Origin of the sequence: Microbacterium sp. nov. GSS16 (assembly GCF_028198145.1) — a bacterium.
In the GTDB taxonomy this organism is placed as follows: domain Bacteria; phylum Actinomycetota; class Actinomycetes; order Actinomycetales; family Microbacteriaceae; genus Microbacterium.
This window is the reverse complement of sequence record NZ_CP116338.1, coordinates 1,811,296-1,836,662: the sequence shown is the minus strand read 5'-3', so window position 1 is coordinate 1,836,662 and position 25,367 is coordinate 1,811,296. Positions and strand designations below refer to the sequence as shown.

27 protein-coding genes are annotated in these 25,367 nt (G+C 69.2%); 7 read left to right on the top strand and 20 right to left on the bottom strand.

The features are described 5' to 3' along the window. Nucleotides 1-61: 61 nt before the first annotated feature. The 6 genes from PGB26_RS08750 to infC form a co-directional block, all read right to left on the bottom strand. On the bottom strand, nucleotides 62-967 hold the full coding sequence (locus PGB26_RS08750; RefSeq protein WP_271637254.1) for a glutamate ABC transporter substrate-binding protein: 906 nt from the start codon (nucleotides 965-967) through the stop codon (nucleotides 62-64). Between the two features lie 40 nt (nucleotides 968-1,007). Next, nucleotides 1,008-1,757 (bottom strand): amino acid ABC transporter ATP-binding protein, encoded by a 750-nt coding sequence (locus PGB26_RS08745; protein ID WP_271637253.1) that lies wholly within the window; start codon nucleotides 1,755-1,757, stop codon nucleotides 1,008-1,010. Nucleotides 1,758-1,862: 105 nt separating this feature from the next. After that, nucleotides 1,863-2,669: a TrmH family RNA methyltransferase gene (locus tag PGB26_RS08740; RefSeq protein ID WP_271637252.1), complete on the bottom strand. Its 807-nt coding sequence runs from the start codon at nucleotides 2,667-2,669 to the stop codon at nucleotides 1,863-1,865. Nucleotides 2,670-2,744: 75 nt separating this feature from the next. Continuing rightward, a complete protein-coding gene (rplT, locus tag PGB26_RS08735; protein ID WP_099196063.1) occupies nucleotides 2,745-3,131 on the bottom strand; it encodes a 50S ribosomal protein L20 in 387 nt (128 codons plus the stop codon). A 31-nt stretch (nucleotides 3,132-3,162) separates the two neighbouring features. Next, nucleotides 3,163-3,357, bottom strand: coding sequence for a 50S ribosomal protein L35 (rpmI, locus tag PGB26_RS08730; RefSeq protein WP_071643619.1), 195 nt, complete (start codon nucleotides 3,355-3,357; stop codon nucleotides 3,163-3,165). Nucleotides 3,358-3,431: 74 nt separating this feature from the next. After that, nucleotides 3,432-4,049, bottom strand: coding sequence for a translation initiation factor IF-3 (gene infC, locus PGB26_RS08725; protein ID WP_271639625.1), 618 nt, complete (start codon nucleotides 4,047-4,049; stop codon nucleotides 3,432-3,434). A gap of 250 nt (nucleotides 4,050-4,299) precedes the next feature. Between infC and PGB26_RS08720 the strand changes: the two genes are divergently transcribed. Next, nucleotides 4,300-4,680 (top strand): DUF1844 domain-containing protein, encoded by a 381-nt coding sequence (locus PGB26_RS08720; RefSeq protein ID WP_413635245.1) that lies wholly within the window; start codon nucleotides 4,300-4,302, stop codon nucleotides 4,678-4,680. 45 nt (nucleotides 4,681-4,725) lie between these two features. Here the strand turns inward: PGB26_RS08720 and PGB26_RS08715 are convergent, their stop codons facing one another. Next, nucleotides 4,726-5,397 (bottom strand): FadR/GntR family transcriptional regulator, encoded by a 672-nt coding sequence (locus PGB26_RS08715; protein ID WP_271637250.1) that lies wholly within the window; start codon nucleotides 5,395-5,397, stop codon nucleotides 4,726-4,728. A gap of 206 nt (nucleotides 5,398-5,603) precedes the next feature. On the opposite strand from PGB26_RS08715, the gene PGB26_RS08710 reads away from it, so the two are divergent. Continuing rightward, nucleotides 5,604-6,497, top strand: coding sequence for a proline iminopeptidase-family hydrolase (locus PGB26_RS08710; protein ID WP_271637249.1), 894 nt, complete (start codon nucleotides 5,604-5,606; stop codon nucleotides 6,495-6,497). Nucleotides 6,498-6,583: 86 nt separating this feature from the next. After that, on the top strand, nucleotides 6,584-7,960 hold the full coding sequence (locus PGB26_RS08705) for an APC family permease (RefSeq protein ID WP_271637247.1): 1,377 nt from the start codon (nucleotides 6,584-6,586) through the stop codon (nucleotides 7,958-7,960). A gap of 75 nt (nucleotides 7,961-8,035) precedes the next feature. Here PGB26_RS08705 and PGB26_RS08700 read toward each other — a convergent pair whose 3' ends face one another. From PGB26_RS08700 to PGB26_RS08690, 3 genes are all read right to left on the bottom strand, one after another. Next, complete coding sequence (locus tag PGB26_RS08700; protein ID WP_271637246.1) at nucleotides 8,036-8,839, bottom strand: SseB family protein; 804 nt, start codon at nucleotides 8,837-8,839, stop codon at nucleotides 8,036-8,038. After that, nucleotides 8,823-9,569, bottom strand: coding sequence for a bifunctional 1-(5-phosphoribosyl)-5-((5-phosphoribosylamino)methylideneamino)imidazole-4-carboxamide isomerase/phosphoribosylanthranilate isomerase PriA (gene priA / locus PGB26_RS08695; protein WP_271637245.1), 747 nt, complete (start codon nucleotides 9,567-9,569; stop codon nucleotides 8,823-8,825). Before priA ends, PGB26_RS08700 begins: the two co-directional genes overlap by 17 nt. A gap of 339 nt (nucleotides 9,570-9,908) precedes the next feature. Continuing rightward, a complete protein-coding gene (locus tag PGB26_RS08690) occupies nucleotides 9,909-10,163 on the bottom strand; it encodes a hypothetical protein (RefSeq protein ID WP_271637244.1) in 255 nt (84 codons plus the stop codon). 127 nt (nucleotides 10,164-10,290) lie between these two features. Between PGB26_RS08690 and PGB26_RS08685 the strand changes: the two genes are divergently transcribed. Next, the gene (locus tag PGB26_RS08685) at nucleotides 10,291-11,142 is read left to right on the top strand and encodes a MinD/ParA family ATP-binding protein (protein WP_271637243.1); all 852 of its coding nucleotides are present in this window, start codon (nucleotides 10,291-10,293) and stop codon (nucleotides 11,140-11,142) included. 75 nt (nucleotides 11,143-11,217) lie between these two features. Here the strand turns inward: PGB26_RS08685 and hisH are convergent, their stop codons facing one another. The 4 genes from hisH to PGB26_RS08665 form a co-directional block, all read right to left on the bottom strand. Continuing rightward, nucleotides 11,218-11,850 (bottom strand): imidazole glycerol phosphate synthase subunit HisH, encoded by a 633-nt coding sequence (gene hisH / locus PGB26_RS08680; RefSeq protein ID WP_271637242.1) that lies wholly within the window; start codon nucleotides 11,848-11,850, stop codon nucleotides 11,218-11,220. Further along, nucleotides 11,847-12,449, bottom strand: a complete 603-nt coding sequence (hisB, locus tag PGB26_RS08675) for an imidazoleglycerol-phosphate dehydratase HisB (RefSeq protein ID WP_271637241.1) — start codon at nucleotides 12,447-12,449, stop codon at nucleotides 11,847-11,849. Before hisB ends, hisH begins: the two co-directional genes overlap by 4 nt. Next, complete coding sequence (locus PGB26_RS08670; protein ID WP_271637240.1) at nucleotides 12,446-13,537, bottom strand: histidinol-phosphate transaminase; 1,092 nt, start codon at nucleotides 13,535-13,537, stop codon at nucleotides 12,446-12,448. Before PGB26_RS08670 ends, hisB begins: the two co-directional genes overlap by 4 nt. 102 nt (nucleotides 13,538-13,639) lie before the next feature. Then, on the bottom strand, nucleotides 13,640-14,017 hold the full coding sequence (locus tag PGB26_RS08665) for a LysM peptidoglycan-binding domain-containing protein (RefSeq protein ID WP_333909420.1): 378 nt from the start codon (nucleotides 14,015-14,017) through the stop codon (nucleotides 13,640-13,642). 303 nt (nucleotides 14,018-14,320) lie between these two features. On the opposite strand from PGB26_RS08665, the gene lexA reads away from it, so the two are divergent. After that, nucleotides 14,321-15,007 carry a transcriptional repressor LexA gene (gene lexA / locus PGB26_RS08660; RefSeq protein WP_271637239.1) on the top strand — a complete coding sequence of 229 codons (687 nt, stop codon included), beginning with the start codon at nucleotides 14,321-14,323 and terminating at the stop codon, nucleotides 15,005-15,007. 66 nt (nucleotides 15,008-15,073) lie between these two features. Here the strand turns inward: lexA and metE are convergent, their stop codons facing one another. Together metE and PGB26_RS08650 are read right to left on the bottom strand one after the other, a co-directional pair. Beyond that, the gene (gene metE / locus PGB26_RS08655; RefSeq protein WP_271637238.1) at nucleotides 15,074-17,386 is read right to left on the bottom strand and encodes a 5-methyltetrahydropteroyltriglutamate--homocysteine S-methyltransferase; all 2,313 of its coding nucleotides are present in this window, start codon (nucleotides 17,384-17,386) and stop codon (nucleotides 15,074-15,076) included. Beyond that, the gene (locus PGB26_RS08650; RefSeq protein WP_271637237.1) at nucleotides 17,383-18,327 is read right to left on the bottom strand and encodes a methylenetetrahydrofolate reductase; all 945 of its coding nucleotides are present in this window, start codon (nucleotides 18,325-18,327) and stop codon (nucleotides 17,383-17,385) included. The genes metE and PGB26_RS08650 overlap by 4 nt, the downstream gene beginning before the upstream one ends. A gap of 119 nt (nucleotides 18,328-18,446) precedes the next feature. On the opposite strand from PGB26_RS08650, the gene PGB26_RS08645 reads away from it, so the two are divergent. Beyond that, nucleotides 18,447-20,339 carry a S9 family peptidase gene (locus PGB26_RS08645; protein ID WP_271637236.1) on the top strand — a complete coding sequence of 631 codons (1,893 nt, stop codon included), beginning with the start codon at nucleotides 18,447-18,449 and terminating at the stop codon, nucleotides 20,337-20,339. Nucleotides 20,340-20,394: 55 nt separating this feature from the next. Here the strand turns inward: PGB26_RS08645 and smpB are convergent, their stop codons facing one another. From smpB to ftsE, 3 genes are read right to left on the bottom strand one after another with little or no spacing between them, the layout of a single operon-like run. Continuing rightward, a complete protein-coding gene (smpB, locus tag PGB26_RS08640) occupies nucleotides 20,395-20,871 on the bottom strand; it encodes an SsrA-binding protein SmpB (RefSeq protein WP_099196789.1) in 477 nt (158 codons plus the stop codon). A gap of 59 nt (nucleotides 20,872-20,930) precedes the next feature. Then, complete coding sequence (ftsX, locus tag PGB26_RS08635; RefSeq protein ID WP_271637235.1) at nucleotides 20,931-21,845, bottom strand: permease-like cell division protein FtsX; 915 nt, start codon at nucleotides 21,843-21,845, stop codon at nucleotides 20,931-20,933. Further along, a complete protein-coding gene (ftsE, locus tag PGB26_RS08630) occupies nucleotides 21,842-22,879 on the bottom strand; it encodes a cell division ATP-binding protein FtsE (protein ID WP_271637234.1) in 1,038 nt (345 codons plus the stop codon). Before ftsE ends, ftsX begins: the two co-directional genes overlap by 4 nt. A gap of 162 nt (nucleotides 22,880-23,041) precedes the next feature. On the opposite strand from ftsE, the gene PGB26_RS08625 reads away from it, so the two are divergent. Next, nucleotides 23,042-24,064, top strand: coding sequence for a DUF2510 domain-containing protein (locus PGB26_RS08625; protein ID WP_271637233.1), 1,023 nt, complete (start codon nucleotides 23,042-23,044; stop codon nucleotides 24,062-24,064). Between the two features lie 79 nt (nucleotides 24,065-24,143). Here the strand turns inward: PGB26_RS08625 and prfB are convergent, their stop codons facing one another. After that, on the bottom strand, nucleotides 24,144-25,253 hold the full coding sequence (gene prfB / locus PGB26_RS08620) for a peptide chain release factor 2 (RefSeq protein ID WP_099196825.1): 1,110 nt from the start codon (nucleotides 25,251-25,253) through the stop codon (nucleotides 24,144-24,146). Nucleotides 25,254-25,367: the final 114 nt, after the last annotated feature.

Below are 25,367 nucleotides of genomic sequence, written 5' to 3'. Positions count from 1 at the left end.
GCCGTCTTCCCTTCTCAGGATGGGATCGGGGCGGCCCCGTCAGGGCCGCCCCGATGGGTGATCAGTACGCGTCGACCTCGGGCTGCTCGACCTTGATCCCCGAGTCGCCGAGGTTCTTGTCGAAGATGGCCTGCCAGATGTCGTTGTTCTCGGTGAACAGGTCGTTGATGTGCGTGCGCAGCACGTCATCGCCCTTGGTCAGACCGACGCCGTAGCGCTCTTCGGTGAAAAGACCGCCGGTCACCTTGACCTCGTCCGGGTACTGGGCCGCGTAGCCGATCAGGATGGCCTGGTCGGTGGTCACCGCGTCGACCTTGCCGTCGATGAGGTCCTGGACGCACGCGGAGTACAGGTCGTACTCCTGCGTCTTGATCTCGGGGAAGTTCGCCTTGATGTTCTGGATCGGGGTCGAACCGGTCGCCGAGCACACGGTCTTGCCGTTGAAGTCCTCGAGCTTGTCGGCTTCCGGGGCGTCCTTCGCGACGAGCAGACCCTGGCCGGTGATGAAGTACGGGCCGGCGAAGTCGATCTGCTCCTTGCGCTTGTCGTTGATCGAGTAGGTGCCGACGTAGTAGTCGATGTCGCCGTTCACGATCGCCTGCTCGCGGTTGGCCGAGGCGATCGGCTTGAACTCGATCTTGTCCTCGCCGTAGCCGAGCGAGGCTGCGATCCAGCGGGCGATGTCGACGTCGAAACCGGTGCGCTCACCGGTCGTCGCGTCGAGGTAGCCGAGACCAGGCTGGTCCTCCTTGACGCCGATGGTGACCTTGCCGGCCTTCTCGATCTTGTCGAACGTCGGGCTGCCGTCGAGCGTGACGTCCTTCGCCACCTCGAACAGCGGCTTGTCGCCACCGTCTCCGGCGTCTCCGCCGCCCGGGTTGCTCGGGCTGCCGCTGTTGCAGCCGGTGAGGGCGAGCAGCGCCGCCGTCGCGATTCCGATGCCTGCGAGAGCTCGTGTGCGTCGCATGTGCTTCTCCTTCTGTGCTGTGGTGCGTTTCGATGCGGGGTCAGTGGGTGAGGAGCTTGGAGAGGAAGTCCTTGGCACGGGGGCTCTTCGGGTTGGTGAAGAACTCCTCGGGAGCCGCCTCCTCGACGATCTGGCCGTCGGCCATGAAGACGACTCGGTTGGCCGCCTTGCGCGCGAAGCCCATCTCGTGGGTGACGACGATCATCGTCATGCCCTCCTTGGCGAGCTCGACCATCACGTCGAGGACCTCGTTGATCATCTCGGGGTCCAGCGCGCTGGTCGGCTCGTCGAAGAGCATCACCTTGGGGTGCATCGCGAGCGCGCGTGCGATCGCGACGCGCTGCTGCTGGCCGCCGGAGAGCTGCGCCGGCAGCTTGGACGCCTGCTGCGCGACGCCGACGCGCTCCAGCAGCGCCATGGCCTCCTTCTCGGCCTCGGCCTTGGGCTTGCCGAGCACCTTGATGGGGCCGAGGGTCACGTTCTCGAGGATCGTCAGGTGCGCGAAGAGGTTGAACGACTGGAAGACCATGCCGACCTCGGCACGCAGCTTCGCGAGCCCCTTCCCCTCGGCGGGGAGGGTCTTGCCGTCGATCCGGATCTCGCCGCTCGTGATGGTCTCGAGACGGTTGATCGTGCGGCACAGCGTCGACTTCCCCGAGCCGGACGGACCGATGACGACGACCACCTCGCCCCGGTCGACCGTCAGATCGATGTCCTTGAGGGCTTGGAACTCGCCGTAGTGCTTCTGGACGTTCTCGACCACCACGAGGGCGTCATTGCGCGCTGCCATGAGCTACAGACTAGAACAGAGCCGCGTCGCGCCGCCGCGACCCCACGCGGGTTTACCGATTCGTGACCGGTGCCTCGGCGCGGTTCCGGATGCCTGGGCGCGGTCTCAGTGCGTCGCGCGCTGCGCGAAGGCCGACTCGTAGAGGCAGACGCTCGCCGCCGTCGCGAGGTTGAGGGACTCGGCGCGCCCGAAGATCGGCAGGCGCAGAGCCCGGTCGGCCTGGGAGAGCGCATCCTCGTCGAGCCCGCGCGCCTCATTGCCGAACAGCCAGGCGGTGGGCTGGGCGAGCACGCCATCGGCGCGGGCGACGAGCAGGTCGTCGCCCTTCACGTCCGCGGCCACGACGTTCATGCCGGCGGCGTGCGCCCGGCGGATCACATCGTCGAGGTCGCCGCCGACAGAGACCGGCAGATGGAAGAGGGAGCCGGTCGTCGATCGCACGACCTTGGGGTTGTAGGGGTCGACCGTGCGTCCGGTGAGCACCACGGCATCCGCTCCTGCCGCATCCGCGGCGCGGATGATGGTGCCGAGGTTGCCCGGGTCGCGCACTTCTTCGCAGATCGCGATCAGCTTGGGCTCGGCGGCGAAGATGTCCTTCACCGAAGTCGGGGTCTGGCGCGTGACCGCAATGAGCCCCTGCGGCGTCACGGTGTCGGCCATGGCGGCCAGCACCGCCTCGGTGACGTACTCGACCTCGACGCCGTGCTCGTCGGCGAGAGCGCGCACGTCGGCGTGCTTCTCCCACGCAGTGGGGGTCGCGAACAGCTCGACGATCGCGTCGGGCAGATACTGCAACGCCTCTCGCACCGACTGGGGGCCCTCGAGCAGGAACGACCCGGTCTCGACCCTGGCGCTGCGCTTGGTCAGCTTGGCGACGGCACGGACGCGGGGAGAGCGGGGGTTCTCGAGCACGGGCCCAGTCTATCCGGGCGAGCGAACGCGAAACGGGCGCCTCCCCGAGGGGAGACACCCGTCAGATCGCGAGGATCAGGCAGCGGCCTTCGGCGCGTTGACGTCCGAGGGCAGAGCGTTCTTGGCGACCTCGACCAGGGCGGTGAACGCGCCGGCGTCGGTCACGGCCAGGTCGGCCAGCATGCGGCGGTCGACCTGCACACCCGCGAGGCCGAGGCCCTGGATGAAGCGGTTGTAGGTGATGCCGTTCTGGCGGGCAGCGGCGTTGATGCGCTGGATCCACAGACGACGGAAGTCGCCCTTGCGCTTGCGACGGTCACGGTACGCGTAGACGAGGGAGTGGGTGACCTGCTCCTTCGCCTTGCGGTACAGGCGCGAACGCTGGCCACGGTAACCGGACGCGCGCTCGAGGATGACGCGACGCTTCTTCTGCGCGTTGACTGCGCGCTTGACTCTTGCCATTTTCGTGTGTTCCTATTCGTACGTTCGGCGCTCAGCGACCGAGAAGCTTCTTCGCGACCTTGGTGTCGGCCTTGGAGAGGACCTGGTCCTGGTTCAGGCGACGGGTGCGCCGGCTCGACTTGACCTCGAGGTTGTGGCGCATGCCGGCCTGCTGCTTCTTCAGCTTTCCGCTGCCGGTGATCTTGAAGCGCTTCTTCGCACCCGAGTGGGTCTTCTGCTTCGGCATCTTCTCTTCCTTCGTGTGGCGCCCTGGCGGGCGACGGTGGGTACCCGCTCGGAAGCGGGAGTCGGTGGGGCGGCTTACGCCGCGGACTCGTCGGTGGGACCCGCGTCCGTGCCGTTCTTCGCCTCGCGCGCGGCCTGCTTGTTCGCGGTGCGGACCGCGTTCTGCTCTGCCTTCGCCTCGGACTTGTTCTTCAGCGGAGCCACGACCATGACCATGTTGCGACCGTCGATCGTCGGGTTCGACTCGACGGTGCCGAACTCGGCGACATCCTCGGCGAACTTCCGCAGCAGACGCACGCCCTGCTCGGGACGCGACTGCTCACGGCCACGGAACAGGATCATCGCCTTGACCTTGTCACCGGCCTTGAGGAAGCCCTCGGCGCGCTTGAGCTTGGTCGTGTAGTCGTGAGCCTCGATCTTCAGACGGAAGCGAACCTCCTTGAGGATCGTGTTCGCCTGATTGCGACGCGCTTCCTTGGCCTTCTGCGCGGCCTCGTACTTGAACTTGCCGTAGTCCATGATCTTGACCACGGGCGGCTTGGAGTTGGGGGCCACCTCGACGAGATCGAGGTCGGCCTCCTGGGCCAGACGCAGTGCGGCCTCGATGCGGACGACACCGATCTGCTCACCCGCGGGACCGACGAGGCGGACCTCGGGGACGCGGATGCGCTCATTGGTACGGGGATCGCTGATGCGGAGCTCCTAAGACGTGGGTTCTCGGCCACCGGGATGCGGGCCGCATCTCGGGCGAAATCGGAGTTCTCCCCACCCGCCGGCGCGATCAGACACACCGGCTTGTGACACCCTTTCCACCGTGACCGGCGGGGTGCTGAACCCGGTAGCCTGGAACGGCAAGCGCGGGTGGGATGAGAATCCTCTTTCGTATCGGAGCATGACACTCCGAAGCCCGCAGAAGTCTACCAGAAAGCATCCCGAAGTGACGATTCCTGCCGAGCACCACGATGACCGCCACGATCGCTGGGAGCAGCAGGAGCAGGCGGCGAGCTCCGCGACGCGCGACATCGCGGACGTTCCCGCCGTCGAGGTGATCACGACGACCGCCGTGCATCTGATGAGCGCCGCCGCCGTGAAGGTGGGGCTGGCCGACTCACCCGAGGAGCAGACCGACCTCGACGAGGCCCGCAAGCTCATCAACGCCCTCGCAGGCCTCATCACCGCGGGAGCACCCGAGATCAGCGACATGCATGCCCGATCGCTGCGCGACGGACTGCGCTCGCTTCAGCTGGCGTTCCGCGAGGCATCCGTCATCCCCGACCCGATCGGCAAGGGCCCAGGCGAGAAGTGGACCGGCCCGGTCAACTGAAGCCGGGCCGGCTTGTACGGGTCGCACGAACCGGCAGGCGCGGGGTCAGCGCTGAGGTTCATCCCGCGCTCTCCGCCGCGCGTTCTCCAGCAGCTCCAGATTGATCCGCGCGTGTCGGCGACCGACCTCGTGCGCCTCGGCGACGTCGCGGGCCAGGATCGCACCGATGAGTCGTTCGTGGTCCCGCAGAGACCTCGACTCGAGGTCCGCCCACCCAGCGGAGTGGCCCCAGGGGTGCGCCGGCGCCGTGATGTGCATCTTCCGTTCGAGCGACAGCAGCACGTCGGAGAGGGTGGATGTGTGCGCGGCCGCCGCGATGGCGAGGTGCAGCCGTCCGTCGGCATACCGCGCTGGCGCGCCGGATGCAGCGGTGCGATACTCCTCCAGACGCTTCGAGAGGATTCGGGCGTCGGTCGCGGTATGACGTTCCGCCGCCGCAGCGGCGATAGCCCCGTGAAGCCAGCATTCGGCTTCGTGCTGATCCAGCAGCCGGTTCCACGCCTGCGTCAGTGTGTGGTCGACCGCGTGGCGCGCGCTCGGCGACTCGGGTTCGACGACGAACGTGCCGCCACCCCTTCCCCGCTGTGACCGCAGCAAGCCGCGCTCGACGAGAGTCGCGATCGCGGCCCGCACGGTCACGCGACCGACGCCCAGCGTCGCGGCGAGATCCCGCTCGGACGGGAATCGCTCACCGGGCGCGTATTCACCGATCGCCACGGCTGTGACCAGCCGATCGAGAACGTCGTCGCGCAGAGGCTGCGCGACTCTGCCACCGTGAGGGGCCGCCGGGCTCGGATCCTCGGGCGCGGGAGCAGGTTCCGATGGCATGGAACCATTTAGTCACAAACTCAAAGGTTCCGCACCGAACCTTTTGTGGCATGCTGGCGTGGTCGCAGAAAGACGAGCAGAGGGGCGGTTCTCGGATGGCTGGAAATGATGACGCTCACGTCGACGAGTTCATCGAGACGGAGGGTCTTGTCCCGACTTCCCATGGGCGAGTCTGGGCGCACAGCCGCAGACGAGGTGCAGCCGCAGGAGTGCCGTTGGTCATCGTGCACGGCGGACCCGGCTTCCCCAGCGACTATCTGCAGCCGCTCGACTCACTCGCAGACGAGCGGCCTGTGATCCGCTATGACCAGATCTCCGCCGGACGCTCCGACCGCGCTTCAGATCGGTCCGCATGGACGGTGGAAGCGCACGTGGAGCATCTGGAGCAGGTGCGTGGGCACTTCGACCTCAGCAGATTCCACCTTCTCGGTCACTCCTGGGGTGGCTTTCTCGCGCTCAGCTACGCCGACGCTCACCCTGACCGCATCGCTTCCGTCACCCTGTCGAGCCCGCTGGTCGATTCCGACCGATGGATGCGTGACGCGGCGGCCCTGATCGAGCGTCTGCCGAAGGCAGACCGCAGCAGTCTCCTCGCCGGGCCGACCGATCCTGGTTACGCTGCCGCGGAAGCGGAGTACTATCGCCGGTATTTCTGCAGCATCGAGCCGTGGCCGCTGCCGCTGCAGCGGGCTGCGGACAGTCAGGACGCAGCGTCCTACCACGCCATGTGGGGGCCCAACGAGTTCACCAACACGGGCGTGCTGCGCGGTCAGAGCCGCGTGGATGCGGTCCGACGCCTGACCGTGCCCAGTCTGTGGATCACCGGCGCCGACGACGAAGCCCGCCCGGAGACGATCAGGGAGATGGCATCGCTGACCGCGAGAAGTGAGGTGCGCATTCTGCCGGGCACGCACTGCACCCATCTCGAGAACCCCGCGACCTACGAGACCGCTCTTCGGAGCTTCCTGCAGGTCGTGGATCGCGATTGACCCGCATCCACATCCCCCACAATCGAAAGGAACGTGCTGCGAAGATGCATCACACTCAGCAGAACAACGCGGAAACGCAGAACAACGTGGAAACCGCGTCGGGGCGGCTCCAGGATCTCGGCTACGAGCAGCAGCTGCGCAGGTCGATGTCGTTGACCGACGTCGTCGTCTACGGCCTCATCTACATGGTTCCCATGGCGCCGATGGCCGTGTTCGGCATAATCTTCAACTTCTCCGAGGGCATGCCGGCTCTCGTGTACCTGGTGGCCGCCTTCGCAATGGTCTTCAGCGCGCTGAGCTACAAGGAGATGGCCAAGCGGTTCCCGGTCGCCGGGTCGGTCTACTCGTACGTCCGGCTCGGCGTGAACCGTGCCGTTGGCTTCGTCGCCGGATGGGCCATCCTGCTGGACTACCTTCTGCTTCCCGCACTGCTCTCGGTTTTCGCGGCGGCAGCGATGACGAGCATCGTTCCCGCCGTGCCTGAGTTCGTGTGGGTGATCCTGTTCGTCGTCCTCGCCGCGGCGATCAACCTGCGGGGCATCAGACTGACGGCGGGAATGAACAAGCTCTTCCTCGCGACGCAGCTGATCGTGCTGACCGTCTTCGTGGCCGGTGCCATCATCGCGGTGTGTCAGGGAAGAGCTGAGCTGTCTCTGGCACCGGTGTTCAACTCGAGCCACTTCTCCTGGGGCATCGTCTTCGGCGCAATACCGATTGCTGCTCTCAGCTTCATCGGCTTCGACGCGATCTCCACGCTGAACGAGGAGGCGAAAGGTGGGGGTGCGGCGGTCTCCCGCGCCACCATGATCGTGCTGTTCGTCGTCACCTTCCTGTTCGTGGCCCAGGTGTACCTGGCCGCGGTCTTCGTTCCGACCGGGACTCGATTCGCCGAGGGCGACGCGACCAACAACGCGTTCTACTACATCGCGGGCGACATCGTCGGGCCGTGGTTCCAGGTGGTCATCACGCTCACCTCGGCGCTCATCGCGATTTTCGCCAACTCCATCGCATCGCAGGCGACATCCAGCCGACTGGTGTTCAGCATGGCGCGCGACCGGCAGCTGCCGCGCTTCCTCTCCTTCGTCGACAGGCGCCAGGTGCCGCGGAACGCGATGCTGCTCATCGCCGCGCTCTCCCTGGTCGTCGGCATCACCGGCACGGCGCAGCAGGAGCTGTTGACGACGCTCGTCACGTTCGGCGCACTGACCGCATACATCCTGCTCAACGTCGCCGTCATCGTGCACTTCGGCGTTCGTGGTCGGAGCAGACGGTACTTCCTGCACTGGATCTCGCCCGTCGTCGGAACGGCCGTGCTCGCTTACGCGCTGGCGAACGCCAACCCGCATGCGCAGATCCTGGGCGCGGTGTGGCTGCTGATCGGTGCGGCGATCTCGGCGTACTGGTGGTGGCGACGACCTTCCCCGTCGGCTGCGGATCGTCAGGCGGCCACCGCAGCGAGGTGATCCTTCCCCGTCCGCCAGGAGCCGGGGAAGCATCAGGCTGACGGTCCGTGAAACCGGCGCAGCCCGGTCGGATCGTCAGCCGCCCGAGCGGGTGAGCTTCACGGTCAGCGAGTCGACGAGCACGGCCATCCGGTCATCGGCAGCCCAGCGCTGCGCGAGCCTGGCCAGCACGGCGTCCAGCGTGTCGCGCTCGAGACCGTCGACCAGCTCGAGCGTGACGATGAGCTCCGGTCCGCGCATCCGCGCATCCGGATCCCCTGCGGCGACCGACACGTCGATGACCGCCAGCTCGTGGGCGATGCTCTCGCGCAGGGCCGTGAACACCTCCGGAGAGAGGTGGCTCGGCTCCCAGCGCTGCTGCTGGGCGATCGCCCAGACGGCCGGGCGGCGGAAGACGAACTCGGTCTCGGATGCCGGATCGAGCACGATCAGGTCGGTCTGCTCGCTGGAGGCGGACAGCGCCACGCGGATCGCCTCGACGGGGATCGGGCGGGCCGAGGCATCCCACCGCCGCATCGCGTCGACGGAGGAGAAGACGGGCTGCACGCGACGGCCGTCGGGGGCGGCGACGGTGACGATCGACAGCTCCTGCGTCTTGTCGACCTTCAGCCCCGTCGGGCCGGTGCCCTCCTCGCCCCTCTCGGCGATGAGCGGCACGAGCACGCGGGCAGCCCGGAAGGCGTCGACGACCTCCGCCTGGGAACCCTCACCCGAGCGGAAGCGCAGCAGGGCCGTCAGCAGTGCGGGATCGGCGGAGCCGTCGTCGGCGGCGTGCGGGTTCGCCTCGAAGCTGCGCCCCTCCCAGGGGACGCCGGCGGAGTCGCCGCTGTTTGCGGCACCGTGCCCGTGGTCGCAGGCGTCGTCAGTCGCCGGCGACATCCAGCGCCTCGGCGAGGGTGAACTGCCCGGCGTAGAGCGCCTTGCCGACGATGGCGCCTTCGACGCCGAGCGGAACGAGCTCGCGCAGCGCGGCGATGTCGTCGAGCGTCGCGACGCCGCCGGACGCGATCACGGGCTTGGGGGTGCGAGAGGTGATCTCGCGCAGAAGCTCGAGGTTCGGTCCGCGCAGCGTGCCGTCCTTGGTGACGTCGGTGACGACATAGCGGCTGCAGCCCGCCTCTTCCAGGCGCTCGAGCACGTCCCAGATGTCGCCGCCCTCCTTCGTCCAGCCTCGGGCGGCGAGCGTGGTGCCGCGCACGTCGAGTCCGACCGCGATGGCGTCGCCGTAGCGGCTGATGACGTCGGCAGACCACTCCGGGTTCTCGAGCGCGGCGGTGCCGAGGTTGATGCGCGTCGCGCCGGCCTCGAGCGCGGCGTCGAGGCTCGCATCGTCGCGGATACCCCCGGAGAGCTCGATGCTCACACCGCGGTACTGCTTGATGACCTTGCGCAGGATCGCCGTGTTGCTGCCGCGCCCGAAGGCCGCGTCGAGGTCGACCAGGTGGATCCACTGGGCGCCTGCGTCGACGAATTCACCGGCCGCGTCGACGGGATCGCCGTAGTTCGTCTCGGTGCCGGCCTCGCCCTGCGTCAGGCGCACCGCCTTGCCGCCGGCGACATCGACCGCGGGCAGCAGGATCAGCGAGGGGGACTGTGCGAAGTCGTTCATGTCGTCCTTCGAAGGGGGTGGGTGCGGCCCGAGCGGGCACGAGAGATCAGAGTAGCCGGGCAGGGGGGCCGTCTCAAATGAGATGACGCTCGAGGCGGCAGGCGGCTGGGGTTCTCGCAGGCCCCGGCGGTACGATCGGATGCGCACGAGCGGGGGATGCTCGCCTGTGCGCTCATCACAAGAAGGGACGTGAGGCATGGCCGACGCGCACAACGGCAGCGGTGCAGGTCCGCTGCGCCGACGGACGAGCGCTGCACGCCGGTCATCGGCCGAGTCGGAGTCGCTGGTCTCGGAGGTGCCTCTGACCTCCTCCGACCGCCCCGTGGAGGCGCCGCGCTATCACCGTGGGACGAATGCCCGGCCCGCCGCCTCGCCGATCACCCCGGCGCCGGCTGCCGCTACCGCGCCGACCGCTCCGGCAGCTCCGGCAGCTCCGGCTGCCGCTGCCGCGCCGACCGCTCCGGCTGCCGCGCCTACAGCTCGGGCCGCCGCGCCTGTCGCTTCGGCTGCCGCGCCCGCCGCGCGCTCGATCCCCCCTGCACCGGCATCTGCGCCTGGGGCGCCGGCCGCGTCGGAATCCGCCCCGGTGTCCATCGCGCCATCCGCGCCCGCGACGTCCACTCGGCCGGCCGCGCCGGCGTCACGACGCGAACAGCGTGAGCGGCCGTCGTTCCTGCAGCACGAGCCCCGGGAGGAGCCGGCACGGACCGGCGCGCGCGGGATGCTGAACCGCATCGGGTTCTCGCTCGCCCCGGGCGCCGCCGAGCGGGCCGTGCGCGACAACGAGCTGCTCGTCAGCCAGCACTGGCCGGGCCCGCGCACCATCGCCGTCGTGAACGGCAAGGGCGGGGCGGGCAAGACCCCGACCACCGTCCTGCTCTCCGCTGTCTTCGCCCGCTTCGGCGGCGCGGGTGTGCTCGCGTGGGACAACAACCAGACCCGCGGGACGCTGGGCTGGCGCACCGATATGGGCCCGCACGACAGGACCCTGTTCGAGCTGCTCCCCGAGGCAGACCGGCTGCTGGGCGCGGGAGCGCAGTCGGCCGACCTCGCCCATTTCGTGCACCACCAGGCGCGGGAGAAGTACGACGTGCTGCGCTCGAAGCCGATGCGACTCGCGCAGGAGAACCGGCTGCGCTCTGCAGACATCGACGCGATCCATGCCGTGGCGGCGAAGTACTACCGTCTGATCCTCATCGACTCCGGAAACGACGAGTCCGATCCCATGTGGCTGCGCATGATCGACCACGCCGATCAGATCGTCGTGGCGACCACGACGCGCGACGACCACGCGGAGGCCGGCGCGCTGCTGCTCGAGGCGCTCGAGGACCGCGACGAGCGATCGGCGCGGCTCGCGCGACGTTCGGTGGTCGTCGTCACCCAGGCCGACCCCAAGGCGACTCCCGCCGATGTCGCGCAGGTGGTCGACGGATACCGCGATCTGGCGCGAGAGGTGGTCGCCATCCCGTTCGATCACGAGATGGTCGACGGCCACCTGCGACTCGGCGCTCTCGCGCCCACGACGCAGACCGCCTGGCTGGCCGCGGGAGCCGCCGTCGCACGCGGTCTCTGACTCCGACGACCCGCTCTGGCGCGGTTCTCGGCCCTCAGCCGGCCGGGAACCGCGTTCAGCGTGCCCGTGCGGCGTTCAGAGCGAGCCGATCCAGTTGCGCAGCAGCCGGATGCCCGCATCGCCCGACTTCTCGGGGTGGAACTGCGTCGCTGCGAGCGGTCCGTTCTCGACTGCCGCGATGAAGCGCTCACCGTGCGTCGCCCACGTCACCGCCGGCTGCGGGAACGGCGGGATGACATCGAGATCCCACGTCGTGGCGGCGTACGAGTGCACGAAATAGAAGCGCTCGTTCTCGATGCCGCGGAACAGCACGTTGCCCTCACCGGGTTCCACCGTGTTCCAGCCCATGTGGGGCAGCACCGGGGCATCCAGCTCGGTGACGGTGCCCGGCCACTCCCCCAACCCGTCGGCGGGCTGACCCCGCTCGACGCCTCGCGCGAACATCACCTGCATGCCGACGCAGATGCCGAGCACCGGGCGCCCGCCGGCGAGGCGACGATCGATGATCTCGTCACCGCCGTGCGCGAGCAGCGCATCGCGGACAGCGGCGAACGCCCCCACCCCGGGGACGAGCAGACCGTCGGCCTCGAGTGCGCGACTGCGGTCGCGGGTGAGCTCGACCTCGGCTCCCGCCGCGGCCAGAGCCTTCACCGCCGAGTGCACGTTGCCCGACTCGTAGTCGAAGACGACGACGCGTCGCGCGGTCACAGCGCACCCTTCGTGGACGGGATGCCCTCGACCAGCGGGTCGAGCGCCTTGGCCTGACGGAACGCGCGGGCGAACGCCTTGAACTCCGCCTCTGCGATGTGGTGCGGGTCGCGCCCGCCGATGACGCGCACGTGCACGGTCAGTCCGGCGTTGAAGGTGATGGCCTCGAACACGTGGCGCACCAGCGAGCCGGTGAAGTGGCCGCCGATGAGGTGAAACTCGAATCCCGCCGGCTCGCCGTCGTGCACGAGGAACGGGCGACCCGAGATGTCGACGACGGCCTGGGCGAGCGCTTCGTCGAGGGGGACGAGGGCATCGCCGTAGCGGGAGATGCCCGCCTTGTCGCCGAGCGCCTCGCGGATCGCCTGGCCGAGCACGATCGAGATATCCTCGACCGTGTGGTGCGCGTCGATGTGGGTGTCGCCCGTCGCGCGCACGGTGAGGTCGGTGAGGGAGTGCTTCGCGAACGCGGTGAGCATGTGGTCGAAGAACGGCACGGTGGTGTCGATCTCGCTGCGGCCGGTGCCGTCGAGATCGACGACGACCTCGACGGTCGACTCGGACGTGCTGCGGGTTCGGCGGGCGGTGCGGTCGGTCATGACGACGATCCAATCGACGCGAGGGCTTCCAGGAATGCAGTGGTCTCGGCTTCGGTGCCCGCCGAGACGCGCAGGTGATGCGGGATGCCGACGTCGCGAATCAGCACCCCGCGCTCGTACAGCGCGCGCCAGGTCGCCTTCGGGTCGTCGACCCCGCCGAACAGCACGAAGTTCGACCAGGAGACGTGCGGCGTGTAGCCCAGCGCCTCCAGGGTGGCGGAGATCCGCTCGCGCTGCTCGACGATCTCGTCGACCATGCGCAGCATGGTCGACGCGTTGCGCAGTGCCGCGACGGCGGCAGCCTGCGTGAGGGCGCTGAGGTGGTAGGGCAGACGCACCAGACGCAGCGCGTCGATGAATGCAGGGTCGGCGGCGAGATAGCCGACCCTCGCACCGGCGAACGCGAAGGCTTTGCTCATCGTGCGCGATACCGCGAGCCGAGGACGCCCGTCGAGCAGCGTGAGCGCGGACGGCGCGTCGTGCGGGGCGAACTCCTGGTAGGCCTCATCGACGATGACGACCCCGCGTGCCGCCTCGTACACCGCCTCGATGACCTCCAGCCCGAGCGGCGTTCCCGTGGGGTTGTTCGGGGTGCAGAGGATGACGACGTCGGGGTCGACGTCGGCGACCTGCCGTGCGGCGTCATCCGGGTCGATGGTGAAGTCGTCGTGCCGCGTGCCGGCGATCCAGCGCGCACCGGTGCCCTGCGTGATCAGCGGGTACATCGAGTAGGTGGGCGCGAATCCGAACGCCGTCCGGCCTGGGCCGCCGAACGCCTGCATGATGTGCTGCAGCACCTCGTTCGAGCCGTTGCCCGCCCAGATCTGCTCTGCGGCGAGCCCGTGGCCGAGGTACTCCGCGAACGCCTCGCGCAGCGAGGTGAACTCACGGTCGGGGTAGCGGTTGACGTCTCGCAGTGCAAGCGCGATGTCGTCGAGGATGTCGCTGGCGATCTCGTCGGGAACCGGATGCGTGTTCTCGTTGACGTTCAGAGCGACAGGAAGCGGCACCTGCGGGGCACCGTACGGCGTGAGCCCGCGCAGGTCGGCGCGGAGGGGCAGCTCATCGAGGGATGTCACATGCTCCATCGTAGGCCGCGCACGAAGGACGCCGCCGCGGATGACGGTGCACCTTTGCCCGTCCGCCCATGCCGAGTGGCCTCGGGCGGAGTGCGCCCTCAGTCGGCGCGATCAGTCGGCGTACTCGGTCGGGATCGCGATCGACGCGCCGACCTGGATCATGCCCGAGCTCAGGTTGTTGAGACGCCTGATGTCGTCGATGACCTCGCGGGGGTCGGAGGCGGGGGCGGCCTCAGCCGCGATCGACCACAGCGTGTCGCCGGGCAGCACCGTCACGGTCTCGAAGGCGACGGGGTCGCTCTCACCGGAGGCGAGGGCCGAGCCGCCCGCCAGCAGCGAGACGGTGATGCCGGCGATGACGGGCGCTGCGGCGAGGGTGGCGAGCAGACGGCGACCGCGCGCGGTGAGACGCAGCCGGGTCGGGACAGAACGCCGCGCAGCGGCCGCGACCGGGACGGTCAGGGGGGCCTGGATGCTGATCGTGCTCACGTGATGCTCCTCTTCACTCTCCCCGCTGTCAGGCGGAGGTGATGCAGCTTTCGCATCCGGCATCCGGCCGGGGATGCCGGATGCGAAGCTACGTTCCGAATCTATCTTCGATATCGAACATCTGTCAAGGATTCTTCGAATCGAAGGCCGCTGGTTGCGCGACACGCTCGAACAGATCTTCCGTTTCGCGAGAGAACTCGGATACGGTTTCGATGAAGTCAGCCCACCATGGGCCACCGACATTCGAATCGGATCCCCGCGACGACGCGGATCCGCACCGTGTGAGGGCATGAAGGAGCACCCATGAGCGACACCCCTGAGACCGCAGCCGAGGCTCCCCGCACGCGTCGGCGCAAGAGCCTCAGCCCGAAGCAGATGGCCATCCTCGAGGTGATCCAGAGCTCGATCGCGCGCCACGGCTACCCGCCGAGCATGCGCGAGATCGGCGACGCCGTCGGTCTCAAGTCGCTCTCCAGCGTGACGCACCAGCTCGGGCAGCTCGAGCTCAGCGGCTACCTGCGCCGTGATCCCGGCAAGACCCGCGCCATGGAGGTTCTGATCGATCTCCCCGGCAGCGGTGCCGAGAACCCGGCCGACACCGCCCCCGCGGTGGGCGACGCGGCACTCGTGCCGCTCGTCGGGCAGATCGCCGCCGGAGTGCCGATCACCGCCGACCAGCAGGTGGAGGAGATCTTCCCGCTTCCCAGGCAGCTGGTCGGCAAGGGCGACCTGTTCATGCTCAAGGTCAACGGCGAGTCGATGATCGACGCGGCGATCTGCGACGGGGACTGGGTCGTCGTGCGCACGCAGAACAACGCCGAGAACGGCGAGATCGTCGCGGCCATGATCGACGGTGAGGCGACGGTGAAGACGTTCCGCCGCCGCGATGGTCACACCTGGCTCCTCCCCCGCAACTCGGCGTTCGAACCCATCCTCGGCGACGAGGCCGTCGTGCTCGGCAAGGTCGTCGCGGTGCTTCGCGCGGTCTGATCGCGCACACGACGAAGAGGCGCCCCTTCCCGATCGGAAGGGGCGCCTCTTCGTCGTGAACGCGTCTCAGACGGCGGCCGAAACGTCCTCCCGGACGCGTCGGGTGGCCTCGACGATGTTGCGCAGCGACTGCACGGTCTCCTCGTACGCGCGGGTCTTCAGACCGCAGTCGGGGTTGACCCACAGCTGCCGCAGCGGCAGCTCGTCGACGGCGCGACGCAGCAGCGCCTCGATCTCCTCGACGCTGGGCACGCGCGGCGAGTGGATGTCGTAGACCCCAGGGCCCACCCCATGGTCGAATCCGAAGCGGGCGATGTCGGCGACGACCTCCATGCGGCTGCGGGCCGCCTCGATCGAGGTCACGTCGGCATCGAGCGCGCGAATCGCGTCGATCACGACGCCGAACTCCGAGTAGCAGAGGTGGGTGTGGATCTGCGTGCCCGCTGCGGCGCCGCCGGTCGCCAGCCGGAACGAGCGCACCGACCAGTCGAGGTAGTCCGCCTGCTCCGCCGCCTTCAGCGGAAGCAGCTCGCGCAGCGCCGGCTCGTCGACCTGGATGATGGCGATCCCAGCGGCCTCGAGATCGGTGATCTCGTCACGCAGTGCGAGCGCGACCTGGTTGGCGGTCTGGCCGAGCGGCTGGTCGTCGCGCACGAACGACCACGCGAGGATCGTGACCGGGCCGGTCAGCATGCCCTTGACCGGCTTGACGCTCAGCGACTGCGCGTACGACGCCCACGACACCGTGATCGGCGCGGGGCGCGACACATCGCCCCACAGGATCGAGGGCCTGGTGGCGCGCGAACCGTACGACTGCACCCAGCCGTGCTGGGTGACGGCGAATCCGTCGAGGTGCTCTGCGAAGTACTGCACCATGTCGTTGCGCTCGGGCTCGCCGTGCACGAGCACGTCGAGGCCGAGCTCCTCCTGCAGGGCGACGACCTGGTCGATCTCGCGGCGCAGGAAGTCGTCGTAGTCGTCGGCGGGCAGTTCGCCGCGCAGGAACTGGGCGCGGGCCCGACGGATGTCGCCGGTCTGCGGGAACGAGCCGATCGTCGTCAGCGGAAGGGCGGGCAGGTTCAGCGCCTGCTGCGCGCTCTCGCGCTCGGCGTACGACACGCGTGAGTACTCCGCCTCGGCGACCTCGCGGGCGCGCACGGCACCGTCGCGCACGCCGGGGGCGTCGTGCCGGTCGGCCAGGGCGGCGGATGCCGCGTCGAGAGCGTCGGCGATCGCATCCCGGCCCTGGCCAAGACCCTGCGCGAGGGTGACGACCTGGCCGACCTTCTGGTCGGCGAAGGCGAGCCACGAGACCAGACGGGCGTCCAGGGCCGTCTCGTCGTCGACGTCGTGGGGGACGTGCAGCAGCGAGGTCGAGGTGGATGCCGACAGCGCAGCCGCTCCGAGGTCGCGCAGCGCCTCGAGCTTCGCGAACGCGGCATCGAGGTCGCCGCGCCAGATGTTGTGCCCGTCGATCACTCCGCCGACGAGCGTCTTGCCCTCGAGCGCGGGGAGCGCTGCCGGCACCTCGCCACGCACAAGGTCGATGCCGATCGCCTCGACAGGTGCGGCGGCCAGCACGTCGAGTGTCGCGCCGAGCGCCGCGTACGGGGCGGCGACAAAGATCTGCGGGCGCTCGCTCGCACCGCCCAGAACCGCGAGCGCGCGGGCTGCCGCGTCAGCGAGGGTCGCGGTGTCGACCGGCAGCGATTCGCTGACCAGCGCCGGCTCGTCGAGCTGCACCCACTGGGCGCCGGCGGCCTTGAGCTTCGCCAGAAGCTCGGTGTAAACCGGCAGCACGTCGGCGAGTCGGCTGAGCGGCTCGAAGCCCTCCGGCGCGTCGTCCGACGCCTTCGCCAGCGCGAGGAGCGTGACCGGACCGACGATCACCGGGCGGGTGACGTATCCGGCGGCGGCGGCTTCGGCGACCTGCTGGACGAGGTGCTCGCTGGCGAGCGAGAAGGTCGTCTCGGGGCCGATCTCGGGGACGAGGTAGTGGTAGTTCGAGTCGAACCACTTGGTCATCTCGAGCGGTGCTCGCTCGCCCTCGCCGCGTGCGACGGTGAAGTAGGCGGAGAGTCCGATCGTGCCGTCCTCGTCGCGGAGGTCGTCGAAGCGCGTGGGGATGGCGCCGACCGTGACGGCGGTATCGAGCACCTGGTCGTATAACGAGAACGACTCGGGGATCGACGAGTCATCGCGGCCGAGGCCCAGCTCCGCGAGGCGGGCACGCGTCGTCGCGCGCAGCTCGGCGGCGGTGCGCTCGAGTTCCGCCTGATCGGAGCGGCCGGCCCAGAAGGACTCGACGGCCTTCTTCAGCTCGCGACGACGCCCGATGCGCGGGTAGCCGAGGATCGTCCCTGCGGGGAAAGCGGTCATGAGGTTCCTTTCGATGCTGCGGAGAGCGCGGGGATGACCCCGGCGGAGTGGAGGACGTCGAGCACGGTCTCGTGCTGGTTGAACGCGTACAGGTGCACACCGGGTGCGCCGCCGTCGACGACGGCGCGGATGAGGTCGGCCGCCCAGCGGATGCCGACCCGGCGGCGCCCCTCGGTGGTCGGCTCGATCTCGAGCTCGATTGCGAGCTCGCTCGGAAGCTCCTCGCCGGTCAGTTCGAGCACGCGCGCCAGGCGAGCCGGCGAGGTGATCGGCATGATGCCCGGGAGGATCGGGATCGTCACGCCGGCGCGCCGGGCGCGCTCGACGAACGCGAGGTAATGGTCGGGGTGGAAGAACAGCTGCGTGATCGCGACGGTCGCCCCAGCGGCCTGCTTGGCCAGCAGCGCATCCACATGCTGACTGCTGTAGGCCGAGCGCGGGTGGCCGTTGGGGAAGGCGGCGACGGCGATGTTCACCTTGCGGCGCGGTGCGACCCGTACGGCTCCGGGGTTGCCGCGCACCGGCGACTCCTCGTACGGCGCGCGCTCGGCCTGCACGCGGTCGATCAGCTGCACGAGCTGCGCCGAGCTCTCGAGGTCGCCGAGGAACACGTCGTCTTCGCTCTGGCCAGCCGGCGGGTCGCCGCGCAGCGCGAGGAAGCTCAGCACGCCGGCATCGAGGAACTCGCGGATCAGACGGGCGGCGCCCGCATAGGTGTTGCCCACACAGGTGAGATGCGCGAGCGGTTCGGTGTCGGTGTGCGTGCGGATGTATCGCAGCACGTCGAGCGAGCGGCCGCCGGTCGACCCTCCTGCGCCGTAGGTGACCGAGATGAACTCCGGCCCCGCCTCGGCGAGGCGGTCGATCGTGTCGTGCAGGGCGCGCGTGCTCTCGGCGGTGCGCGGCGGATACAGCTCGAAGGAGAACGGGATGCTGCTCATGGCGATTCTCCTTCGGGACCGGTGCGACGGCGTGCCCTCAGACGGTAGGACAGCGGCTCGGCGCAGCGCACACTGTGTGACGCCGTGTGTCACCTGCGAGTCTGGCTAGGCTCGGATCCATGACCGCACCGTACGGCTCGTGGCCCTCACCGTTCACCGCGCAGATGATCGCGCAGGCATCCCCCCGCATCGACGGAGCCCGCTTCGTCGGCGACGAGGTGTGGTGGGGCGAATCCGTTCCCGCCGAGGGCGGCAGGGTGACGGTGCGCACTTCGAGCGGCGACGAGATCCTGTCCGCGCCGTGGAACGCGCGTTCGCGCGTGCACGAGTACGGCGGCGGAGCGTGGACGGCCGACGCCGAGGGCACGCTGTACTTCGTGCACGGCGGCGACCAGCGCATCCACCGGATGCCGCGCGGCGGCGCCCCCGAGCCGCTGACCGCGGCCGGCCCCGCGTACGGCGGCCTGCGGCTGCAGCACGGCCGGCTGCTCGCGGTGCGCGAGGACCTGCGACCCGATCCGCATGTGCGCGCGATCGTCGAGATCCCGCTCGACGGCACGGCGGCCGACGACGAGTCCGCCGTGCGGACGCTCGTCTCGGTGAACGGCTTCGTCGCACATCCGGCGCTCTCGCCCGACGGGAAGCAGCTGGCGTACGTGCAGTGGAACGCCGAGCACATGCCGTGGGAGCGGGCGATCGTCTCGGTCATGCATCTCGAGTCGGGCTGGGATGCCGGAGTCCCGAGCCGGGCGCCCGTGCAGCCGGAGTGGCTCTCGGACGACCGGCTGCTGTACGCCGACGACGCCACCGGACGCTGGAACCTGCACCTCGCACACGTCGTGGACGTCGCGCCGCCGCCCGCGCCCACCCCGCCGGCGACGACCGAGCCGTTCTGCCTGGCCGACGCCGACACCGGCGGCGGGCTGTGGGTGCTCGGCAACCGCTGGTACCAGCCTCTCGACGACGGCCGCGTCGTCGCCGTGCGCACGAACGGATCCGACGAGATCGTGCTCATCTCGCCCGACGGCGAGGTCGTCGAGCTGCTCACCCTGCCGATCACGGCCGGCGCGAGCATCGACGACGCGCAGGGATCGCGGGTGCTCATCTCGGGCGCGGGCCGGACGGTCGGGGCGGGGCTGTGGTGCGTCGACCTCGACGACGGCACGATCACGACGGTGACCGGCGGTGCCGAGGCGGATCCCGTCTGGGTTCCCCGTGCCCGCCCGGTGACCTTCGACGGCCCGCACGGACCGGTGCACGCGTTCGACTACCGGCCCACCAGCCCCGACGCCTCCGCGCCCGACGGCGAGCTGCCGCCGTACATCGTCATGGTGCACGGCGGCCCCACCGCGCACGTCTCGGGCGCGGCATCCACCGCGTACGCGTACTGGACCAGCCGCGGCATCGGCGTGCTCGACGTGAACTACGGCGGATCGACCGGCTACGGCCGCGCCTACCGCCAGCGTCTGGACGGGCAGTGGGGCGTGGTCGACGTCGACGACGTGATCGCCGCCGCGCGCGGCATGGCCGACGCCGGACTCGCAGACCCCTCCCGCATCGCCATTCGCGGCGGATCGGCCGGCGGCTGGACGGTGCTGTGCGCGCTGGTGCGCGGCGGGACGTTCACCGCCGGCATCTCGCGATACGGTGTGGCGGATCTGCGGATGCTGGCCGCCGAGACCCACGACTTCGAGGCGCATTACCTCGACGGCCTGGTGGGTCCCCTGCCCGAGGCCGAGAGCGTGTACATCGAGCGGTCGCCGCTCTCGCACGCCGACCGGATCGACGTGCCGGTGCTGCTGCAGCAGGGGTCGGACGACCGAGTCGTGCCCCCGTCGCAGTCGGAAGCGATCCGCGACGCGCTGGCCGCGCGCGGCGTGCCGCACGAGTACCTGCTCTTCGAGGGCGAGGGGCACGGCTTCCGCGCCGCGGAGACGATCGTCGCCTCGCTCGAGGCGGAGCTGCGTTTCCTTGGCCGCACCTTCGGATTCGAGCCCCGGCTGGGTGCCTGAGCCCCGGCTGGGTCCCTGAGCCCGTCGAAGGGGCCGGCGCGAGCGTGTCTGTGGGCTATTCGCCCACGCGATTGCGCAGGCGCATCGCCCGCTCGGCTTCGCGGGTGTCCTGACGCTCGCGCAGCGTCTGACGCTTGTCGTACTCCTTCTTGCCCTTCGCCAGGGCGATCTCGACCTTGGCTCGACCGTCGGAGAAGTACAGCTTCAACGGGATGAGCGTGTAGCCGCCGGCCGAGACGGCGTGCTCGAGCTTGCGGATCTCATCCTTGTGCAGCAGCAGCTTGCGGATGCGCTTGGCGGAGTGATTGGTCCAGTGCCCCTGGGAGTACTCCGGGATATGCACGGCGTCGAGGTACGCCTCGCCGCCCTTGACGTACGCATAGCCGTCGCTGAGGTTGGCGCGCCCTTGACGCAGCGACTTGACCTCGGTGCCGGTGAGCACGAGACCCGCCTCGTACGACTTCTCGAGGTTGTAGTCGTGACGCGCGCGACGGTTGGTCGCGACGACCTTCTCCCCGCGTTCCCTGGGCATGTTCTTCTCCTGACGACAGACAGCCCTCCACCCTATCGGTTCCTGAGCCTGTCGAAGGATCAGGTGCGCAGCCAGCGCCGGATCGCGAATCCGGCAGACAGAGCCGCGAGCAGCACGCCGATGCCGATCAGCACGGGCACCACGAACGCCGCATCCCGCATGTCGACGAGCGGCCGCATGAACGGCACGCGCTCGGCCAGATACCCCTCGACGCCGAACTTCACGCCGGTCAGCACGGCCGCGCTGGCGAACACCGATCCGAGGAAGGCGGCGAAGACGCCTTCCAGCACGAACGGAGTCTGGATCGACCGGTTCGACGCCCCCACCAGGCGCATGATGCCGATCTCCTTGCGACGCGCGTAGGCCGACAGTCGGATGGTCGTGGCGATCAGCAGCACGGCGGCGATGAGCATGAGCGCTGCGACGCCGACCGCGACGTAGGTCGCGACGGTGAGCGCGGAGAACAGCGGATCGAGCAGGCGGCGCTGGTCCTGCACCTCGTCGACGCCCGCCACTCCCGAGAACGCCTCGGTGAGCACGCGCGACTGCTGCGGATCCTTCATGGTGACGCGGAATGCGACGCCCATGTTCTCGACGCCGAAGGCGTTCGCCTGCTCCTCGCCGAAGCGCTCGATCCAGTTCTGGTAGGTCGTCTCCTTGTCATCGAAGGCGACGTCGCTGATCAGGGGCTTGAGCGCGGGACCGGCCAGCTCGTCCTCGACCGTCGTGATCTGCTCTTCGGTCGCCTCGTCTGACGTGCAGTTCTGCGACGTCGACAGCGGCGAGCACATGTAGATGGTGACCTCGGCCTTCTCGCCCCAGTAGCCGCGCATAGTCTGGATCTGCGTCTGCATGAGGATCGCGGCGCCGACGAAAGTCAGCGAGACGAAGGTGACCAGCACCACCGAGATGACCATCGAGATGTTGCGGCGAAGGCCGATCAGCGCCTCGCCGACGATGAGTCCGAAGTTCATGAGGTCGGGCCCACTTCCTCGTCGTCGTCACGCGAGAGGCCGAGTCTGTCGGCCATGCCCAGCTCGGCGACCTCCACCTCCGGGATCACGATCGGGTTGGTTCGCGGACCGACGGCCGCCGGACGCTCCTCGGGCGGGGTGGCCACGGCGGGCGGGCGCGGGTCGGTCGGCGGATGGGCGTGCGGATCCGACGTCGGCCGGGATGCCGCCTGCGGCACGGCGGGCTGCTCGACGGGCGGCGTCGGCACGACGCCGGTGATCGTCTCGCGCTGGATCTCCTGCACGGCGGTGAGGGCCGCGGCGGCGGCCGCCCCCGGCACGGTCTCGGGCAGGAGGCGCGGGATGCTGGAGGTGTCTCCGTAGCCGCCGCCGACCTCGTCGCGCACCATCTCGCCGCCCTTGAGCTCGATGACACGGCGCTGCATCTGGTCGACGAAGGCCGCTTCGTGCGTGGCCATGACGACCGTCGTGCCGCCCGCGTTGATGCGCGTCAGCAGCTGCATGATGCCCACCGACGTCGCCGGGTCGAGGTTTCCGGTGGGCTCGTCGGCGAGCAGCACCTTCGGCCGGTTGACGATGGCGCGTGCGATCGCGACGCGCTGCTGCTCACCGCCCGAGAGCTCGTGCGGCATCCGCTTCGCCTTGCCGTCGAGGCCGACCAGCGCGAGCGCCTCGGGCACCGCCTGTTGAATGAATCCGCGCGACGACCCGATGACCTGCAGCGAGAAGGCCACGTTCTGCGCGACGGTCTTCGACGGCAGCAGGCGGAAGTCCTGGAACACCGAGCCGATGTGGCGCCGGAAGTAGGGCACCTTGCGGTTCGCCAGCGAGCGCAGATCGCGGCCGAGCACGGCGACGCGGCCGGTGGTGGGGACATCCTCGCGGAGGATAAGACGCAGGCACGTCGATTTGCCGGAACCCGAGGCTCCGACGAGGAAGACGAACTCCCCCGCCTCGACGTTGAAGTCGACTTCTGACAGTGCGGGGCGTTTCGTGCCGCGATAGCGCTTGGTGACGTTCTCGAACCGGATCATGGCCATACGAGCCTAAGCGTGAGCCGGCTCAGGGCCGCCAGCGACACTCACCCGGGGCGTACCCGTCGACCATGACTGATATACACGTAGAGGCGCGCATGCGCCGCGACGGCAGGTCGTGCGGCACGAGCCGACGGCGCAGACGGAGACGAGGAGAAGGCCATGAGCGTTCCCGCAGGATGGTACGACGACGGATCGGGACGCCAGCGCTGGTGGGACGGTGAGCAGTGGACCGAGCACTACGCGCCCGAGAGCCCCTCCGCCGAGCACGCGCAGCCGGGCACGGAGTCGGCTGCGGGATCCGCGTCGACGCCGGATGCCGGAGCATCCGCGGACGCGCACGGCGAGTACACCCCTCCCGTCGCACCGGGCGCAGCCGAGTCCGCCCAGCCGACCGAGGTGTACCCGTCGGTCACCCCGGAGGGCTACCCGCAGAGCGCATACGGCGAGGCGCCCTACGGGCAGGCCCCCTACGGTCAGGCGGCGTACGGTCAGCAGGGGTACCCCGGAGCCGCCGGCGGCGATCCGCAGAACCCCTACGCCGCGCCGGCGCCCTATGGCAGCGCTCATCCGGCACCGGACGCCGGCCCCCGCAAGACCCCGGTGCTCGGATACATCGGACTCGGACTCGCCGTGGTCGGCGGCATCATCGCGTGCATCCCGAACCTGGTCACCTTCTTGATCGGCTCGTTCCTGCTCTTCGGCGCGTTCGTCGTGTCGATCATCGCGCTGTTCATCAAGAACACCGCGAAGTGGCCGGGCATCGTCGGCCTGATCCTGTCGATCGTGATGGGCGTCGTCGCCACGGTCGTGCTCAGCGTCACCCTCTTCGCGTCGATCGCCAGCGAATCCTGGGATTCGTCGTACGACCCGTACCCCTCGGATGAGCCGTATTCGTCGGAGGAGCCGTACACCGAGGAGTCGACCGCGCCAGACGCGACAGGCGAGCGGCCCACCGCCGACGAGGTCGCGCTGGGCCTGGAGCAGATCATGCTCCAGGAGCAGGAGATGGAGTATCCGGAGGGCATGCTGCTGTGCCTCGGCGAGGAGCTCGTCGCCTCCGACATGAGCGATGCCTCGCTGCAGCAGATCGCCGACGGCGACATCGCGCTGACCGACCCCGACGACGCGATGGAGTTCGGCTCGACGCTCACCGACGCGGCCTCCACCTGCGCGACGCAGTGACCCGACGCCGCTGAGACCGGCACGGACGAAGAACGGCCCCGAGCTCGAGCTCGGGGCCGTTCTTCGTGTGCGGTGAGGATCAGTCCTCTTCCTTGCGCTTTCGCCAGCGGATGCCCGCCGAGATGAAGTCGTCCAGGTCGCCGTCGAAGACGCTGGCCGGGTTGCCCGACTCGTGGCCGGTGCGCAGGTCCTTGACGAGCTGCTGGCCGTAGAGGAAGTAGGAGCGCATCTGGTCGCCCCAGCTGGCGGTGATGTTGCCCGCGAGCTCCTTCTTCTTCGCCGCCTCCTGCTCCTTCTGCAGCAGCAGCAGGCGCGTCTGCAACAGGCGCATGGCGGCGGCGCGGTTCTGGATCTGCGACTTCTCGTTCTGCATCGAGATGACGATGCCGGTGGGAAGGTGGGTCAGGCGCACGGCCGAGTCGGTGGTGTTCACCGACTGCCCACCGGGGCCCGACGAGCGGAACACATCGACGCGCAGGTCGTTCTCGGGGATCTCGACCTCGGTGGCCTCCTCCATCAGCGGGATGACCTCGACCGCGGCGAACGAGGTCTGACGCTTGTCGGCCGATCCGAACGGGCTGATGCGGGCCAGGCGGTGAGTGCCTGCCTCGACCGACAGCGTACCGAACGCGTAGGGGGCGGTGATCTCGAACGTGGCCGACTTGATGCCCGCACCCTCGGCGTACGAGGTGTCCATCACCTTCACCGGGTAGCCGTGCTGCTCGGCCCAGCGCAGGTACATGCGCATGAGCATCTCGGCGAAGTCGGTGGCATCGTCACCGCCGGCGCCCGACCGGATGGTGATGATCGCATTGCGGTCGTCGTACTCGCCGTCGAGCAGCGTCTGCACCTCGAGCTGGTTGATGGTCTGCGTGAGCGATTCGAGCTCGGCGCGCGCCTCGGCGGCCGAGTCCTCATCCTGCATCTCGTTGGCCAGCTCGATGAGCACGTCGAGGTCGTCGAGCCGGCGCTCGACCTCGGTGACGCGCTTGAGGTCGGCCTGCTTGTGGCTGAGCGCGCTGGTCACCTTCTGCGCCTTCTCCGGATCGTCCCAGAGATCGGGTGCGCCCGCCTCCTCGCTGAGTCGCGCGATGTCCTCGCGCAGGGCGGTGACGTCGACGACCTCGCGGATGTCGCCGAAGGTGTGTCGCAGGGCCTGTATGTCGGCGGAGAGATCGAGTTCGAACATGGCAGTCCACCTTATCGCGCCGGGGGCCCGCTTCCCTGACCGCGGTATGTCCCTGCTCCGACTGCGAGGCAGGCGGGACTAGCGTGGCGGTGTGGTCGACAGCGCGGCGGGTGT